The sequence below is a fragment of the Streptomyces sp. NPDC001270 genome (assembly GCF_042896695.1).
In the GTDB taxonomy this organism is placed as follows: Bacteria; Actinomycetota; Actinomycetes; order Streptomycetales; family Streptomycetaceae; genus Streptomyces.
In genome coordinates, this window is sequence record NZ_JBIAXM010000069.1 from 1 (window position 1) to 17,101 (window position 17,101).

Genomic DNA, 17,101 nt, shown 5'->3' on the forward strand with positions numbered 1-17,101 from the left:
AGGCGATTCTGGCCTTTCACGCTAGGCCCAGCTGTCTGACCTGCACCGATACCCCGCCGCACCCCCGCGAAGCCCACTCAACTGTGGAACGCAGGAGGATGCAGCCCTAAGAATGATCAGCGACAGGCTTCAAGCAGGCGAAGAACCAACGCCGGAAGAGTTGGAGGCCGCTGTCGAAGCGAGCCGCCCGCGCCTGTTGCTTCCGACGTTCGGCCTGATGGCGCTGAGCCTGCTGTGGGCAGCGCCATCCATGGCTCTCCTCATCTCCGTCACGGTCACGGTCTTCTGGGCTGCGACCGAGGCCCACGGCCGTATCCCGTTGCTGGCGTCGTACACCGCATGGGTTACCCTCATCAGCGCCGCCCTTCTTGTCCTGGAAGCTCTTGCCAAGTCCGCACGCCTGGCCCATACGGTCCTCGACGATGACAGTCAGAGAGCGGTCATGGGCCGCGCTCTCTACGACGAGGCTCTCGCCAAGCTCAATGAGCACCGCAGCACGCAGGGCCGCCCCCCTTCGCAGCTCGCCCGGAACGCGGAGACCACAGCGGGTGGCTCCCAGCAGTAGCTGCCCCGGCCTCTCCTGTGGCTGCTGGGGCAACTTGATCTGTTGCAACTGCCGTGGGACGCGGGCAGATCGCCAAAGAGCAGAGTGCACGGCCCAAGTGGGCCCCGGTGTCCTATCTCTGACCCGCGGTGCAGCGCCCGCTGACGCGCCCACCCACCACGCGCCAGTTTCCCATCTGACCCCGCCGCAGCGGCCGCCGTACTCCTCCGGGCACCGTCAGCGGCGTGCGCGAAAGCCCGTGGGAATGCGGGCGAACACATGCAGGGCGTACTGGGTGGGGTCGAACGCGGTGAACTGCCCGCGCCACGTCTCCCAGTCGTCGGTGACCGTTCCGCGGGCGATCGTGACAAGTCTGACGAGGGGGAGGTTGCGCTGTTCACCGAGGTGGTCGGCGAGTCCGCGCAGCCCTGCGTCGGCGGCGTCCGCCCAGCGCTCCAGGGCGATGTGCGCGACCAGTTCGGCTTCGCAGCCGTCCTCGAACAGGGCCTCGGCGAAGTGGCGGTCGGCCGGCAGCCCGCGGAATCCGTAGAACTCCTGGCGGGCCGCCTCGACCGCGTTCAGAGCGTCCTCGTACCGCTGGAGCGCGATGAGCAGCCAGGCGCGGTGGATGTGCGGGGCCCAGGCCCACTTCCCGGTCTCGTCGGCGACGGCCGCCAACTCCGTCCGCAGAGCTTCCTCGTCGACCGGGAGCCTGCCGCGGCTGCCGTGGTAGAAGGGCACGACGGGTTCCCCGACCGGCTCTTGCGCTGCGGCGGACGTCCTCCCGTCGACGTCGAGCCGGGCCAGCGCACCTGAAGCGTAGGCGACCGGGTCGAAGGCGGCCAGTTCCTTCCCGGGATTGCTCACCTCCCGCCAGGACTCGATGGGCCCGAGTGTGCCGCGGCCCCAACGGGCCAATTCCAGCAACCTGACGGTCTCGGGGTCCCGGCCGAACAGGTCGATGTAGCCTTCAGCGGCCTTCTCAGCCTGGACCCACACACACTGGGCGATACGGGCGGCAGACGTCACCAGAGCGGCCTCCCGCAGAACCTCCCGCAGGGAGGACAGCGAACGGGTCCGGCCGGCCGTCTCGCGTCGGGCGGCCTCGGCCGTCTCGGCGGCCGCGTCGAACCGGCCCATGGCCAGCAGAAGCCATGCCTCCCCCGTCTTCAGTTCCCCGATCTGCTGCTTCACCGCGTCCAACTGCCGCCGCAGCACCTGCTCGTCCCTTCCGGCCTCCCCAGCCCGTACCTGGTCCGTCCGCCCCCGTTCCGCACCGGGAGAGCGTGGTCCGATCATGCCGTGCCCCGGCCCGATCCGCTCGCACCGCCGGATCATCCTCGTCCTGGGCCCGGTGACCGTGGGCGCCGTCAACCGGTGCTGGCTGATACTGCGGATCGCCCAGGCCGTCGTGCCGACGAGAGCACCCCGCTCTTCCATCAGGCGCTCCGCACGTCCCCGCAGTCCTCCGGGGCGACGACCGCGGCCGCGGCCCGTACGTTTCTTTCCGGCCTCGCCTTGGCCCGGCCGGCGTACTGAGCGAGGCCCCCGGATTGTCAGTGCCGTCCCGTACGTTGAAGACCGAGAAAGGGGGCTTGAAGACCGAGGTATGACGCGCCTACAGGTTCACGCCAGCCCCCACGCGTCTGAGGCAACGCGATGATGCGGCCGGCCCGTGGGACGCCGAGCGTCGTGCGGCGGCACCAGCACCACTCCCGTCCCACCCGACCGCCGCGTGCACGCCGTCGCTCACCACCACCGGACGCCGCCGCATCCTCCGTCTGGCAAAGCACTGGCCCTGGGCTGGCGACATCACAGACGTCCTCAGCCGGCTCGAAGCTCTGCCGAACCCTGGCTGACCTGCAGCATTCCGACCCTACGAGCGGCACTACCACGACCGGAGCCGTGGAACCCGGCGCGACAGCCGGGCCACCAACCTGCCCGCAAACAGAAAGCTCCCCTTCTGAACGAGCAGAAAAGGTCTGTCACCGCCTGCCTGCTGGTGGCCAATGCGGTGGGGGCGGCGGCGCTGCTGCCACGGCGGTGAGGATGGCCCCGGGCACGGTCGGACACGGTCGGATGACGACCGGTTGGCGGCGCACTGGGCACCGGTGGGCGGCGCCGGCGTTCCGGCACCGCCGCGCGCCGCTCACCCGACCCGGAGGTTGTCGAGGCAGGACCGTATGTTGCGGCGGGCCTCGGGCACGCTGTCACCACCGAACTTCTCCACGACGGCGTCCGCCCGCACCAGGGCGACCATGGCTTCGGCCGCAATCCCCGCTGCCGGGACCGCGCACACGTCGGAGCGCTGGTGATGCGCCGTGGCCGCTGCACCGGTCGCGACGTCGACCGTGGCCAGCGCCTGGGGCACGGTGGCGATCGGCCTCATCGCGGCGCGCCCCCGCAGCGGCTCCCCCGTGCTGAGTCCTCCTTCTGTACCGCCCGCACGACCGGACACGCGCCTGACTCCCTCATCGGTGGCCAGGATCTCGTCGTGGGCCTTCGAGCCCGGCACCCGGGCAAGCGCGAATCCGTCGCCGACCTCGACCCCCAGGCCCTCGGCAGACGGGATCGAACTGTTCAGGCGGTGACGGTCACCCGCTACCGCTACAGAGGCAACACGATCGCCACCCCCTGGACACGCCTCAGCCACGCCTGAACGGGCAGAGTCCGTGGAGCCCGGTACTCGGCGACAGGTACGCCGACTTCGGCGAGCGGCACGGAGAGACGGGCCGGTGGCAACACCGGCACCGCGCTCCGTGCCGACTCGACAGGCCCCCCGCGCCGGACATCGGTCACGTTTCGGTAACCTGGCCGAAACCCTTGACGTTCCACCTGGCTCGTTCTTAACCTCGCTGCACCACGTAGTTGGCAGTTCCAGCAGTACACGTGCTGCGGCGCTTTCCGCAGTTTTTTGACAGGCACAGACAAAGACCACCTGTCGGTGGCTTCGTTGTGCCTTTTTCTGTGCTCCCCGTGCCGCCGGTAGGTCTTCCTCGAAGGCGGATTCATGGCACAACGTCCGAGCGTGAGAAGCGTCGCCGATGTCGTTGCGCTCATCGATGGGCTGGGAAAGATCACCGGTCGGGCGCAGATCATCTGGTTCCTCGTGTTCGGCGGGCTGTTCCTCGACGCCTACTCGAACGCGGCGCTGAGCGCCGGTCTGGGGCCGATGACGACCCAGATGGAACTCACCAGCACCCAAGTCTCCATCCTCACGGCCACCGCTCCGGCCCTGGCCATCATCTTCAACCCAGTCGGCGGCTGGCTCGCCACCCGCATCGGCCGCGTTCCCCCGCTGCTCATTGCCAAGGTGTTCGCGATCGCGGGCGCCCTACTCGCCGCGTTCGCCGGTGACTTCACCGTCGTCTGGCTCGGCCGGGCCCTGGTGGGTGTCGCGTACGGTATCGACTTCGCCGTCGCCATGGCGCTGCTCGCCGAGTACACGCCCGCGAAGCTGCGTGGTCGGCTCAACCTGTGGCAGGCTGTCTGGTACGTGGCCACCACCAGCAACCTCGCCCTGGCCCTGGTCTTCTTCAATCTGGATGTCGGCGCCGACATCTGGCGCTGGTCGGTCGGCTCGGCCGCGGTCGCCGCCGTCGCGCTGCTGCTGAGCCAGGCGCTGATGCTCAAGGAGAGCCCCACCTGGCTGGCCGACAAGGGCCGGCTGGACGAGTCCGTCGCCAACCTGGACAGGATCTACGGGATCAAAGCCGTCGCCGGTACGCCCGACGAGGCGACTCGTACCGCCACCGGGGCAGCCGCCATCGGGTTCCGCCAGGCCGGGCTCCTGTTCCGGGGCGAGTACCTGCCGCGAACGGTCCTCTCCTCGGTGATCTCGCTCGGGCAGTCGATGCAGTACTTCGCGGTCGGCTGGTACCTCCCGCTGATCAGCCTGACGATCTTCGGCGAGAGCTTCGAGAAGGCCACCACCGGCTCGATGGTGTTCAATGCCTTCGGGATCGCGGGCGGGCTGCTGTCCGCGTACTTCGGCCGCCGCCTTGGACTGCGGCTCAGCTCCGCCGCAGGTTTCGCCGGGGTCTTCGTGGCCCTGGTGGCGATGGGGCTGACCTTCGAGAAGGTGCCCACGGCTGTGGCGTTCCTGCTGCCGGTGCTGTTCATCCTCTGCCACTCGGCGGGCCCCGGTGCCAACGGCAAGTCCATCGCCGCGCTTTCCTACAGCAGTGACGTCCGTGCGCTGGGCACGGGTGTCACCGGTATGGTCGGCAGCTTCGGCAGTGTCGTCGGGCTGTACGTGTTCCCGCAGATCAAGGACTCGCTCGGGCTCGCCGACACCTTCCTGGTGCTCTCCGTCGTGCCCCTGCTCGGCCTGATCACCTGCCTGGTGATCAAGTGGGACCCGACGAAGGCCGCCTCGCCCGACGAAGGCGCCGGCCAGGACCGCGACACCGTCGCGGCACACTCCGTGACCGCACGCTGACCACCCGCACCACACGATGGTCCCCTCCTCTTCATATCCCTCCATCCCCCTACAGCTCGCTCGCGATGATCTCCAGGAAAGGGCTGCAATGACGCAGACGTTCCCCGGCGCCGGCCCACGGCGCGGTGTGCTGTCCATCGACGAGGGCACCACGGGCACCCGGGCCGGAGTCGTCCTCGACTCGGGCGCCGCGCACGAGGTGTTCTACCGGTCGATCAAAGTCAGCCATCCGGACGACCTCTCGGTCGAGCAGGACCCGATGGAGATCTGGACTGCCACCGTCGAGGTGGCGCGCCGGGCCGTCGGCCGGGCCCAGGAGGAGGGCACCGAGATCACCGCGGTCGCACTGTCCACCCAGCGGGCCACGGCGATGCTGTGGGACCGGGTCACCGGACGGCCGCTGCTGCCTGCGGTGGTGTGGCAGGACCGACGGTACGCGCACGAGCTGACCGCGTACGAGGCTGAGTGGGACGCCACCCTGCTGGCCCGGCAGGGCCGACCGGTCGGCGCCCGCGCCCCGTTCCTGTGGGCCGCCCGGCAGATCGCCGCGCACCCGGAGGTCGCCGAGGCACACCGGGCGGGACGGCTGCTCTTCGGCACCGTCGACACCTGGCTGATCTGGCGCCTCACCGGCGGCGCCGTGCACGCCACCACCCCGACCAACGCCGCGTCCACCGGTGGCTACCTGCTGGAGCGGCACGCCTGGGACGAAGAATGGATCGACCACCTGGGCTTCCCCCTCGACCTGCTGCCGGAGCTCCGCTCCGATGACGCCGGATTCGGCACGACCGACCCGACTGTCCTCGGCATCGCCGTCCCGCTGGCCGCTTCCATGGGCGACCAGCACGCCGCACTCGTCGCACTCGGCGGTCTTGCCGCCGGGCAGGGCATGTGCATGTACGGGACCGGCGCGTTCGTCGACGCGGCGACCGGCACCACGTCTGCTCTGCCCCGGCCGGACATCTCCGGGGTACTGGCCCAGCCCGGCCGGCGCCAAGGCGACATCAGCCACTACAGCCTGGAGGCGTACACCTCCACCGCGGGTTCGGCGCTGCGCTGGCTCTGCGACGACCTGGGGCTGTTCGCCTCGCCGAAGGAACTCGGTGAGGAAGCGGGCCGGGTCCCCACCCGGCCGGGCCGCACCCCGCGTTTCGTCCCGGCGCTCGCCGGGGTCCGTACGCCGGCCTGGCACCCCGAGGCCACCGCGTCCCTCACCGGACTCACCCTGGCCACCACTCGCGCCGACCTCGCCCGCGCCGTGCTCGACGGGATCGCACACTCGGTGTGCGACCTGATCGACGGGGTCGCCGACACCATGGGCACCCCGTTCACCCGGCTCCGGGTCGGCGGCGGCGTCTCCGGCAGCGACCCGCTGATGCGGATCCAGGCCGACTTGACCGGCCTGCCACTGGAACGGGTCTCCGACTCCGCCACCGCCAGCCTGCGCGGCACCGCCTATCTGGCCGGGGTCGCCCAGGGCCTGTGGTCCTCGCTCGAAGAGGTCGTCGAGGCGCAGCCGCACGGCCAGGTCTTCGAGCCGTCGATCACGACGGCCGAGCGGACCGAGCAGCGGGCCGCCTGGCGCGAGGTGCTGACCGGCCACCTGAACAGCCCCGCGCTGCTCCCCCTGCGGGAGGGCGCGCCCGAACCTCACACCCCCCTCTGACGGCCCCCGGCCGTCACTCCGGCGGCCCGCGTGTGATGACGGGGCCGTCGAACCGAAACACCAGGAGTTGATGTTGTGATCACCATGCCCGCCCGGAAACCGCGGCGCAACGCCGTGGCGACCCGCCGTACGCCACTGCTGCTCGACCGGGCGACCCTCAAGCGCCGACTGGCCGACGACACCTACGACGTGCTCGTCATCGGTGGTGGCATCACCGGGGCGTACGCCGTGCTCGACGCCGCCTCGCGCGGCCTGCGGGCGGCCCTGATCGAAAAGGACGACTTCGCCTCCGGTACCTCGTCGAAGTCGTCGAAGATGGTGCACGGCGGCCTGCGCTACATCGAGCAGGGCAACGTCAACCTGGTCCGCCACTCGCTCCTGGAGCGTCACCGCTTCCGCAAGAACGCCCCACACCTGGTGCACCGGCTGCCTTTCCTCTTCCCGATCCTGGAGAAGGAGGGCATCTTCGACGCCCGCCTGGCCAAGGGCTTCGAGGGTCTGCTGTGGACATACGACCTGGTCGGCGGATGGCGGATCGGCAAGCTCCACCAGCGGCTCACCATTCCCGAGGTTCTCGCCCAGGCGCCGACGTTGCGCGCCGAGAACCTCCAGGGCGGGCTGATGTACTTCGACGCCCGCACCGACGACGCCCGCCTCGTCCTCACCATCGTCCGCACCGCCGCCGCGCTCGGCGCGACGATCCTCAACGGGGCCAAGGCCGACGGCCTGCTGATGCAGAGGGGCAAGGTGTCCGGTGCCCGGGTCTCGGCGGACGGCGACACCATCGACATCCGCGCCCGAGCCGTCGTCAACGCCACCGGAGTGTGGGCCGACGAGATGGACGCGAAGGCGGACGACGGCCACAAGCCGCAGGTCCGGCCCGCAAAGGGCGTCCACATCGTGGTGCCGTGGGACAAGGTGCGGATCAACTGCACGGTCACCGTGCCGATCCCCGGCCGAGCCCGCCGCGCGACCTGCACCCGCTGGGGCAACAGCGTCGTGCTGGGCACCACCGACGAGGACTACCAGGGCTCCCCGGACGACGTGCACTGCACCCGCGAGGAGATGGAGTTCCTGCTGGAGGGAGCCAACACCGCCTTCGAGGGAAAGCTCACCCCGGACGACGTGGTCGGCTCCATCGGCGGTCTGCGCCCGCTGGTCGGCGGCAAGGAAGGCGCCACCCTCGACATGCGCCGCGACCACCACATCACCATCGGCCGTACCGGCATGGTGACGGTGACCGGCGGCAAGCTCACCACCAGCCGGCACATGGGCGAACTCGTCATCGACAAGGTGATGACGGTCCTCGGCCGCAGAGGAAAGAGCCGCACCACAGACCTCCCGCTCCTCGGCGGCGCCGGTTACGACTCCGAGGCGGTCGCCGCGTCCGGTGGCATCGCCGCGCACCTGGGCGAGCGCTTCGGCACCGAGGCCCGCTTCGTCGGCGACCTCATCCAGGACGACCCGTCGCTGGCTGAGCCGATCGTCACGGGCCTCCCGTACACCAAGGCCGAGGTCGTCTACGCGGCCCGCGCCGAGCTGGCCCGATCGGTCGACGACGTCCTCTCCCGCCGCACGCGTGCCCGGCTGTTCGCCCGGGACGCCTCCGTCGACGCCGCCGAAGCTGTCGGCGCGATCCTCGGCCAGGAACTGAACCTCACGGAGGCGGAGGTCCAGCGCTCGGTCGCCGAGTACCTCGCAGCCGTCCGTCACGAAAAGTCCGTACTCCTCGAAGGGGCAGCAGCATGATCAGCCGTCAGACCATCACCCACCCGTTCAACCGGGGCGACTACACGGTTGGTGCCCCGAGCTTCGCCAAGTGGGCGCAGAACACCCCGATCGGCGACGGCGAGGCCGCGCTCCAGGTGGACCCGGTCGAGGTCCCCGATACCGTGGTCGAGGCGCTGCGCGAGGCCGCGCACGCGGTGCACACCTCCCGTGACGAGGTCGTCACCCGGACCCGTGACTGGTGGGCCGGCTCGATGATCGGCGAGACCGAAGGCCGTCCCGCGACCCCGAACGCCGTGATCGTCGAGGCCGCCGACGCCGACCAGGTCGCGGCCGTGCTGCGGATCTGCCACGCGGCCGGCGTCCCGGTCACCCCGTCCGCGGGCCGCTCCAATGTCACCGGCGCCGCGCTCCCCGTCTTCGGCGGCGTCGTCCTGGACGTGTGCGGACTGAACGAGATCATCGGCTTCGACGCCGAGTCGAACATCGTGGACGTCCAGGCCGGCATGTTCGGCGACCTCTTCGAGAAGCAGCTCCAGGAGGAGTACGGCGTCACCACCGGCCACTGGCCGTCCGCGTTCGCCGTCTCCACCGTTGGCGGCTGGATCGCCTGCCGCGGCGCCGGGCAGCTCTCCACCCGGTACGGCAAGATCGAGGACATGGTCGTCGGCGTCGACGTCGTGCACGCCGACGGTACGCGAGCCACGTACGGCGACTACGCCCGTGCCGCGGTCGGCCCGGACCTGCGCCAGCTGTTCATTGGCTCCGAGGGCACCCTCGGCGTCATCGTCTCGGCCCGGCTGCGGGTCCACCCGCTGCCGGAGTACGCCGCCGCCGCCGCGTACGGCTTCAAGACGTTCGCGGAGGGCCTGGACGCCTGCCGCAGGATCATGCAGCGCGGTGCCACCCCGGCCGTCCTGCGCCTGTACGACACCCTGGAGTCGGGCACCCACTTCGGCCACCCGGAGACCAACCTCCTGCTCATCGCCGACGAGGGCGACCCGGCCATCGTCGACGCCTCGATCAAGGTGGCGAAGGAGGTCTGCGAGGAGTACGGCCCCGAGCTGGACAGCCAGGCCGTCTTCGAGCGCTGGCTGGACGAGCGGATGCTGGTCGGCAAGTCCGCCGACGGCTTCAAGCCCGGTCCGGGCTTCGTCGCCGACACCTTGGAGATGGCCGCGTCCTGGACCGACCTTCCGGTGATCTACGACGAGGTGACCGCCGCGATCCAGGCGGTGGACGGCACCCTGGCCGCCTCGGCTCACCAGTCCCACGCGTACACCGACGGCGCCTGCGTCTACTTCTCGCTCCGTGGGGATGTGGCGCCCGAGTCGCGCCGCGACTGGTACCGCAAGGTGTGGGACGCGGCCAACGCCGTGCTCATCAAGCACGCCGCGGCGCTCAGCCACCACCATGGCTGCGGCCTGCTGCGCGGCCCCTACCTGGAGGTATCCCTCGGAGCAGGCTTCGCGACGTTCGTCGCGGTGAAGAAAGCCCTGGACCCGGCCGGCATTCTCAACCCTGGCAAGCTGGGCCTTCCCAGCCGGTTCGGTACGTCTCCGCTGAGCTGACCTCAGCAACCACGGACCCTTGATCTCCAGGTAGGCCCTTGCCATGACCTCTTCCCCATCCCGATCCGGTGCCGCACTCGACCCCCGGCTCACCTCCACGCTGGCCGAGGTCCCGGTCGTCGCGTCGGTCGTCGGTACCCAACTGCTGCGGCAGTTCCTGACCACGCCGGCCAAGATGTGCATCGTCGCGTCGCTCACGGTGGGGCAGCTGCCCCAGGTCGTGCCGGCGCTGGCCCGGGCGGGGAAGACCGTGTTCGTGAACGTGGACAGCAGCCCCGGTCTGGCCCAGGACCGGGGCGCGCTGGAGTTCATCAAGAACATGGGAGCCCACGGCGTGGTCAGCACCCGGCTCTCGCTGATAGAGAAGGGCCGGCCGCTCGGCCTGCTCACGATGATGAAGGTGTTCGTCACCGACCGGTCCAATCTGCGCCGCTCCACGGACGCGGTCTCGCGCGGAGCACCGGACCTGGTCGAAGTCATGCCCGCCCCGATCATCGCCCGGATGAGCCCGCAGGCACAGCGCGCGATGTCCCCGTCGGTCGCCGCGGGCTTCGTGGAAACCCCCGCGGACGTGGCGCTCGCACTGGCCCTCGGGTCCGTCGCCGCCGCCACGTCCGACCCCCGCCTCTGGCACCTGCGCCGGGACCAGCTTCCACCGGTCGCGCCCGCCGCGCTGAAGAGGCCCGCCGCACCACCCCAGGAGTAAGTCCCCCATGTCATTCGTCGTCATCGCCCGCTACCGCACCAAGCAGGGCGAGGAGAACACCGTCCTCCCCCTGCTCGACACCATGGCCGCCGCCTCCCGCCAAGAACCGGGCAACCTCGCCTACCGCGTCCACCAGGGCACCGAGGACCCGCGGGCGATCGTGCTGTACGAGGAGTACGTGTCCGAGGCCGACTTCACCGCGCACTGCGCCACCCCGCACTTCCAGGACATCGTTCTCGGCAAGGTGGTCCCGCTGCTGGAAAGCCGTGACGTGCTGCGCTGCGCCCCGCGCCCGGAGGCGCGGGCATGAAGACCCGCGCGGCGGTGCTGCGCGGGGTGTCGACCGCCCGCCCCTACTCCGACACCCGCCCGGTCGAAGTGGAGGAGCTGGAGCTGGGCTCCCCACGCGAAGGCGAGGTGCTGGTCCGGATCGCGGCCGCCTCGCTCTGCCACTCGGACCTTTCGGTCGTCAACGGCGACCGAGTCCGCCCGCTGCCGATGGCACTGGGCCACGAGGCGGTCGGCGTCGTCCAGGACACCGGACCGGGCGTCAGCCGCGTCCGCCCCGGTGACCGCGTGGCCCTGGTCTTCGTACCGAGCTGCGGCTTCTGCGCAGACTGCGCGGCCGGCCGGCCCGCCCTGTGTGCACAGGCGGCCGCGGCGAACGGATCGGGTGCGCTACTGCACGGCTCGTCCCTGCTGACTGATGCCTCCGGCGCCCCGGTCCACCACCAGCTGGGCGTCTCCGCGTTCTCCTAGCACGCGGTGCTGGCCCAGGAATCGGTGGTGCCGATCCCGGAGGACATTCCGTTCACGGTGGCGTCCATGTTCGGCTGCGCGGTCCTGACCGGAGCCGGAGCCGTCATCAATACGGCGGCCCTGCGCCCCGGCCAGTCGACGGTGGTCTACGGCCTGGGCGGCGTGGGCCTGTCCGCGGTGCTCGGTGCCCGCGCGGCGGGCGCGTACCCGGTCATCGCGGTGGACCCGGTGCCGGAGAAACGTGAGCTGGCCCTCCAACTGGGCGCGACCCACGCGTACGCCCCCGGCGAGGCGGTCGAGGCGATTCATGACCTCACCTCCGGTGGTGCCGAGCTGGCGGTCGAGGCAGTGGGCAGCCCGAAGGTGATGGCCGAGTGCCTGACGGCCGTGGCCCGGGGCGGCACGGCCGTCTCGGTGGGCCTGCCCGCCCCCGGCCGGGTACTGGAGGTCCCGGCGCTGACGTTCGCGGGCGAGGGCAAGTCCCTGCTGGGCTCGTACATGGGCGACGCGGTACCGCGTCGCGACATTCCCCGGTTCCTGGACCTGTGGCGGGCGGGGCAGATGCCGGTGGAGCGGATGCACACCGGCACCCTGCCGCTGACCAGCATCAACACGGCCCTGGAGGAACTGGCCTCGGGCCGGGCGATCCGCCAGGTCATCGACACATCGGGAATGTTGGATATCTGACCCGAATCCTCAGGTAGTGGCTACGATCGATGGCTGATACGACGGCGGGTGCACTCCAGGTTTGAGGAGATCGGCGTTCGAACACCGCGATCAGCTCGCACGTGAGAGTGCACCTGCCGGGTGAAGGAGTAGGGGTTGGGGTGCCGGCCTCGGCCGGCCTCATCGCCGTACGGGATACATCGACGTTCCTGCCCGGCTGGGCGAGAGTGCTCTGTCCGATGGGCGGCTGCTGGGCTGGGCCGAGTGCGGGCCGTTGGACGGAGCATCCGTTGTGTTGTGTCCGGGTGCGGCCACGAGCCGGTGGCTCGGGTTCGGCGCAGGCGTTGTTGAGGCGCTTGGAGTGCGCCCGGGCACCGTGGCCCTTGTCCTGGATCACGATGCGAAGACGCGGCCGGCGGCGACGGCTGGCGCTACAGTGCCGCCGATGACGACGGCCCAGGCAGCGACGACCGGGACGCGGGTGCTCCAGAGGCGCAGCGGGGGTGAGTTCGCCGACGTCGACGGCGTGGTGTCCGGCGTCGTGGTTGCAAGTGGCGGCCCTGGCACATCGCGCGCAGGTTGCCCGGAGCGCAGTGCTCCGAGGCGTGATCGAGGTGGGCGGTGGTGGGGCAGACGGTGCTGCCGGTGCTGCCGGTGCCGTAGGCAGGCTCGCCGTGGCGGTTGGGGCAGCGGCCGGGGTGCGTGCCCCGGCCGCATTCGCCCTCCTGACCACGGCCTTCTCCACTCTGTGACGGAGCACAGGATCAGACGAAGGGCGTCTACACGTCCGCCGAACTGCGAAAAAGCCGACCACGTTCGAGCAATGTTCGACGCCGGACCATAAATGACAAGCTCACGCAGAAAGTGCCTTCCTGCTGTGATGACGGAGATCTTAGACGAGCCTCATCTACCCAGCTCAGAAGGCACTTTCGCTTTTTTGATCAAGATCCGGATGCCCCTGCCAGGTGAAACGCACAGGTTAGGGGCGCTCAGTTGCAGCCGTTGCGGTTGATCTCCGGCGAGCGGGTCTGGTCGTTGAGGTTGGAGCCGCGCAGGTCGTGGATGGATCCGCCGCTGCGGGTAAGGCAGCGAAACCCGCGCTGAGCGACAATCAGTACCACAGGTAGAGGTGGTACTTGTACCTGCCGTCAGTGCCCTTTCCGTAGGTGCACTTGTAGGTCTGGCCGTAGGTACGTCCGGCGGCGTCGCACTCGGGCTTTGTCCAGTAACTCGCGTAGAAGTGCCAGGAAGCGGCAGCCGCTGCAGGGCGTGCGGTGGCCGCTACGGCAGGTGCCGCGTTTGCCGATGCCGCAGTCGCGGCCGTGAAACCGCCGATTGCGAGCGCCGTTGCTGCCAAGGCTGTGACGGCTCGTGAACGCATGCGCATTCTTTCTCCCGTTGTGTGTATCGGGTGAGGCAACGTGCCGGGTTGGACGCTGTCAGCTTGAGCTTGCCGCAGTACCTGACAAGGTGTCTTTAGCAGTGAGTGCCAGAGGCTTTGCGCTGAGCGCCATCCCCTGCCCCTGTAGCCAAGCGTCGGTAGGTACTGGGGGCGATGCCGTGGAGAGCGCGGAAGGCGCGAGTGAAGTCGGCGTGGCGGGAGAAGCCCCATCGGGCTGCGATGGCGCCGATAGGAACGTGGCGCTTCAAGGGGTCGGCCAGGTCGCGGCGGCAGCGTTCCAGGCGCTGGCCGCGTATCCAGGAGCGGAGAGTCACGCCGTGCTGATGGAAAAGCCTGTGCAGCGAGCGAACCGAGATGTGGTGGGCCGCTGCGATCTCACACGCAGTCAGGGCGGTGTCGCCGAGGTGACGCTCGATGAACGAGGTGATGCGCACGTACAGGACACGCTGCCGTGAGTCGGTGGGGATATCACCCTCACGATCCAGGAAGTGCGCCAGTGTAGCGGTGACCAAGTCCAGGGCGACGGTGCTGAGTCGCGCGGCGTCACGTGGCGTGTAGCTCGTGCTGTCCTCGGCCAGGTGGGTGAGGAAGTTCGTCAGCAGCCGTCCGATGCCCTGATCACCGGGAAGGGCTCGGCAGATGAGCTGGTTGATATGGCGGGTCGGTAAGGGAAGCAGCGCGCGGGGGAACAGGATGAGGATGTTCCCGCCGTCGGCGTAGGCATCGAAGGGGCGCGAGCTTTCGAAGAGCAGGAGTTCACCCGGTCGGAGGGCGGCGCGATTTCGATTCTGCTCGATCACATGTGGGCCGGAGTGCGTGACGCTGATGCCAAGGACTTCCGGGTCCGAGGCGCGGATCAGCTTCGGGGTCCTCTGCGTGCGGTAGGACGAGTACGCCATCGCTGATGCCTGGACCGCTCCTAGCGGCATCGTGCTGAGCCATCCGCGGAAGACATCTGTATCGATCAGTTTGAACGATGTCGGCATCACCGCATCTGCGGTGGCCTTCTCCCACGCTGGAAAAGCATCCCGAGCCGGGAAGTCTTTGCTGTCGTAGACTTTCTCCACGATTCTTTATTCCCCGCTCCCGCAGCTTGGTACCGCGAGCAGCTTCCGCGTGAAGCTCCAGCTGGTCGACCCGGCCGGGTAAATCCCTTGTACAGGGCGGTGAGGACTCTCGCCTCCTGCGGTGCCGACAGGATGTGCCAGTGCAGATGACGTCGGCCCACGGGTAGCAGGCTTGCACTTCGCCGACGTGCGACCCGCGTTCCACGGACACGAAGTGTGCAACCCGGGCGGCCTCTCCAACGAGTGGATCCTGCGTATCAAGAACGACAGGGAGTCCTACCATCCGACGGCCATCGGGCAACGCCAACGCCACGGATACCTTCCCCCGTAAGCGAAGCCATCGGCTGGCCACGGAGCGGGCCGCCGCTCCGTAGCGGCCCGGCCGATCTGACCGTCGGTACGTACGTACGTGGCGGTTGGCATGCGCTGTTCCTCCCGGTCGCGCCGAGGGGGTGGCGGGCCTGGACGGCAGGTGCTCTGAATGATCACTTTGTTCCGGCCTGAACTGTGCGAAGCGAGGGCCGATGTCCGCGTGGGTACGGCCGCTGAGCGCGGGTTCAGCGGATCGGCCACGCTGGGAGACGCAGCCTGGGCAAGATCGGCGTTCATGGACTCTGGGGTTGTGTCAGCGTTGGTGTCAGTTCCCGTCTCGTTGTTCGCCGCCGTGACGGCGTACGGTGCTGGGAAGGTTCAGGGGCGCAGCGCGGTTGACTCCGTACGCCGGGCATCTCAGCGGGAGTCGTACGCCCAACTCCTCGCCGCCTGTTACGCCTTCACCAGCGAAGCCGACAGGGTCATCCCTGCCCTTGACGGTGGAGTCAGGAGCATCCCGGCGCCCCCGCCGCTGCCGGGGACTCCGGAGGAGGCAGTCCTCCATCTCGACAGGCTGGTGGACCGGATCAACGAGTGCGGGGCGGTTGTCACGCTCGACGGCCCTCCGCACATCGCCCGCCTGGCTCATGGGATCAGGCACAAAGCGCAGGCCATCGTGCTGAACGTCGACTCCCTTGTGCACCGTGTCCCGGGAAGGGACTACGCGGCGCCCTTCGCGAGCTACGAGGCGCGTTTCCGGAGCGCGGTGGACGTGTTCGCCGAGGAAGCGAGTGCGCACCTGAACACCGGGCTTCTACGGCACCGGTGGTGGCGCCTCCGGTCACGTGACGACGTGTAACCCGTCAGCCGCTGGGCTCTGCTTGAGCTTGCGACGCCTGCGGGCGTCCTCTTCCCGCTGCCACTGGCGTACGATGCGCCCGGCCTCAAGACCGGCACCTCAGCGAACCGGCAGCCCTCCCACTGGCAGCCCGCCCCGGGGCCGGTCCCCCACCCAGCGCTGATAGAAGCCCACACGGTCCTGACCCAGAGGCCGCCGACATTGCCCGCCCTTTGCAGCGCCGGGGTGGCTGCAGCTCAAGTGTCGAAAGTCGTGCAATCAAGATCGCCGACGACTTCGCCGGCCGGGTCGGCAACGAGCAGGGCCTGCCCCGCACCTCGGAGGGACAGGCCCGTTGTGCACGCCACGTACTCAGGCGATCAGGGTGGTGACGATCCCTTCAGCGTTCCAACCCGCTTGGCACTCTGCAACTCGTCCAGGCCGCAGGACAGCGAGGCTGTCGTCACATTGAGGCCGTGTACTGAACACAGGTCGGTGCGTTCCGCAGGCGATCGCCCGTATCTCGAATCGAACAAACGGGTCGTCAAGCGAGGCGATGTCCACGGGAGACGAGTCTCCCTTGGGACCTGCCCAGTCACTGTCCTTGTAGCTCCCCGATGAGGTGTACCCGACGCACGTACGGGCACCGGCCGTCTGCTGCGCTATCGGTCACAGTGCCTTGCATGTACTGCTTGACACCGTTCTCCCCGCAGTACCTGCCTGAGGCGTAACCGAAATCGTTGGACCCCGACCAGTTCGCGAAACACGAGGACGCTGCGGCGGACGACGCGTATGCCGTACTCACCGGAGCTAACACTGCCCTCGCCGGTCGGCGCACCGCCATCCTGCCGAGGGAGCCATATGGATTTCCGCCCGGTCGAGTGCGACGCGCAGGCGTTCCAGCAGTCGGTGACCCCTGACGAGATTCAGAGGATATGCTGCCACGTCTTCGGCTCCGAGGCCCGGGGCGTATCCGCCGTCGAGCTGGGTGCGGGCTTGTACGACAACGCGTTCGTGCGTCACGAGGCAGCCGCTTTCGGGCTGCGGCGGTTTCGCTCAGGCGGCGTGGCGGGTCTTGCGACGGCGTACTGCGACGGCGGTGGCGCCACCGGCGACGACCAGCGCGGCGGCCATACCGGCGATTGCCGCGGTGTTGTCGTTCGCGCCGGTCTCGGCGAGGCCGGAGCCCTTGGCCCCATGCGACGGGGCGCCGTCCGCCTTCATGGCGTTGTGGGCCTTCAGAGCGCGGTTGGTCTTCATGGTCTTGTTGATCCAGCCCGCGTAGGCGGGCGCGCTGGTGTAGAGCCCAGGACCCTCCGAGCACGGTACCTTCGGGGCGCCGGGACCCGAGGTGACGCCGATCAGCTCCCAGCGGCCGTTCCGGCCCTTCTGGACCTGCGG

General features: G+C 69.3%; 13 protein-coding genes and 2 pseudogenes. 10 read left to right on the top strand and 5 right to left on the bottom strand.

Annotated features, from left to right (window positions below):
• Window positions 1-112 precede the first annotated feature (112 nt).
• Window positions 113-565, top strand: coding sequence for a hypothetical protein (locus ACFY2B_RS44925; RefSeq protein ID WP_390768849.1), 453 nt, complete (start codon window positions 113-115; stop codon window positions 563-565).
• A gap of 216 nt (window positions 566-781) precedes the next feature.
• Here the strand turns inward: ACFY2B_RS44925 and ACFY2B_RS44930 are convergent, their stop codons facing one another.
• Window positions 782-1,984: a hypothetical protein gene (locus tag ACFY2B_RS44930; RefSeq protein ID WP_390768850.1), complete on the bottom strand. Its 1,203-nt coding sequence runs from the start codon at window positions 1,982-1,984 to the stop codon at window positions 782-784.
• A 709-nt stretch (window positions 1,985-2,693) separates the two neighbouring features.
• A pseudogene (locus ACFY2B_RS44935) lies at window positions 2,694-3,095 on the bottom strand (chorismate synthase); the annotation flags it as partial.
• Here ACFY2B_RS44935 and ACFY2B_RS44940 point away from each other — a divergent pair.
• The 8 genes and pseudogenes from ACFY2B_RS44940 (at window position 3,039) to ACFY2B_RS44975 (ending at window position 12,102) form a co-directional block, all read left to right on the top strand.
• Window positions 3,039-3,203, top strand: coding sequence for a hypothetical protein (locus ACFY2B_RS44940; protein WP_390768861.1), 165 nt, complete (start codon window positions 3,039-3,041; stop codon window positions 3,201-3,203). The pseudogene ACFY2B_RS44935 and the gene ACFY2B_RS44940 sit on opposite strands and share 57 nt — an antisense overlap.
• Window positions 3,204-3,554: 351 nt before the next feature.
• Window positions 3,555-4,985, top strand: coding sequence for an MFS transporter (locus tag ACFY2B_RS44945; RefSeq protein WP_390768851.1), 1,431 nt, complete (start codon window positions 3,555-3,557; stop codon window positions 4,983-4,985).
• Between the two features lie 88 nt (window positions 4,986-5,073).
• Window positions 5,074-6,651, top strand: a complete 1,578-nt coding sequence (locus ACFY2B_RS44950) for an FGGY family carbohydrate kinase (protein ID WP_390768852.1) — start codon at window positions 5,074-5,076, stop codon at window positions 6,649-6,651.
• Between the two features lie 75 nt (window positions 6,652-6,726).
• Complete coding sequence (locus tag ACFY2B_RS44955) at window positions 6,727-8,400, top strand: FAD-dependent oxidoreductase (RefSeq protein ID WP_390768853.1); 1,674 nt, start codon at window positions 6,727-6,729, stop codon at window positions 8,398-8,400.
• Window positions 8,397-9,950 (top strand): FAD-binding oxidoreductase, encoded by a 1,554-nt coding sequence (locus ACFY2B_RS44960; protein WP_390768854.1) that lies wholly within the window; start codon window positions 8,397-8,399, stop codon window positions 9,948-9,950. Before ACFY2B_RS44955 ends, ACFY2B_RS44960 begins: the two co-directional genes overlap by 4 nt.
• Before the next feature lie 43 nt (window positions 9,951-9,993).
• Window positions 9,994-10,656, top strand: a complete 663-nt coding sequence (locus ACFY2B_RS44965; protein WP_390768855.1) for a glycerol-3-phosphate responsive antiterminator — start codon at window positions 9,994-9,996, stop codon at window positions 10,654-10,656.
• 7 nt (window positions 10,657-10,663) lie between these two features.
• On the top strand, window positions 10,664-10,966 hold the full coding sequence (locus tag ACFY2B_RS44970; RefSeq protein WP_390768856.1) for a putative quinol monooxygenase: 303 nt from the start codon (window positions 10,664-10,666) through the stop codon (window positions 10,964-10,966).
• Window positions 10,963-12,102: pseudogene (locus tag ACFY2B_RS44975) on the top strand (zinc-binding dehydrogenase). Before ACFY2B_RS44970 ends, ACFY2B_RS44975 begins: the two are co-directional and overlap by 4 nt.
• Window positions 12,103-13,070: 968 nt before the next feature.
• Here ACFY2B_RS44975 and ACFY2B_RS44980 read toward each other — a convergent pair.
• Together ACFY2B_RS44980 and ACFY2B_RS44985 are read right to left on the bottom strand one after the other, a co-directional pair.
• Entirely contained in the window at window positions 13,071-13,202 is a 132-nt protein-coding gene (locus tag ACFY2B_RS44980; RefSeq protein ID WP_390768857.1) for a hypothetical protein, read from the bottom strand.
• Between the two features lie 355 nt (window positions 13,203-13,557).
• Window positions 13,558-14,550, bottom strand: coding sequence for a helix-turn-helix domain-containing protein (locus ACFY2B_RS44985; protein WP_390768858.1), 993 nt, complete (start codon window positions 14,548-14,550; stop codon window positions 13,558-13,560).
• A gap of 481 nt (window positions 14,551-15,031) precedes the next feature.
• Between ACFY2B_RS44985 and ACFY2B_RS44990 the strand changes: the two genes are divergently transcribed.
• A complete protein-coding gene (locus ACFY2B_RS44990) occupies window positions 15,032-15,721 on the top strand; it encodes a hypothetical protein (protein WP_390768859.1) in 690 nt (229 codons plus the stop codon).
• Between the two features lie 1,035 nt (window positions 15,722-16,756).
• On the opposite strand, the gene ACFY2B_RS44995 is transcribed toward ACFY2B_RS44990, so the two are convergent.
• A partial coding sequence (locus ACFY2B_RS44995) for an LAETG motif-containing sortase-dependent surface protein (protein ID WP_390768860.1) occupies window positions 16,757-17,101 on the bottom strand: 345 nt, incomplete at its 5' end.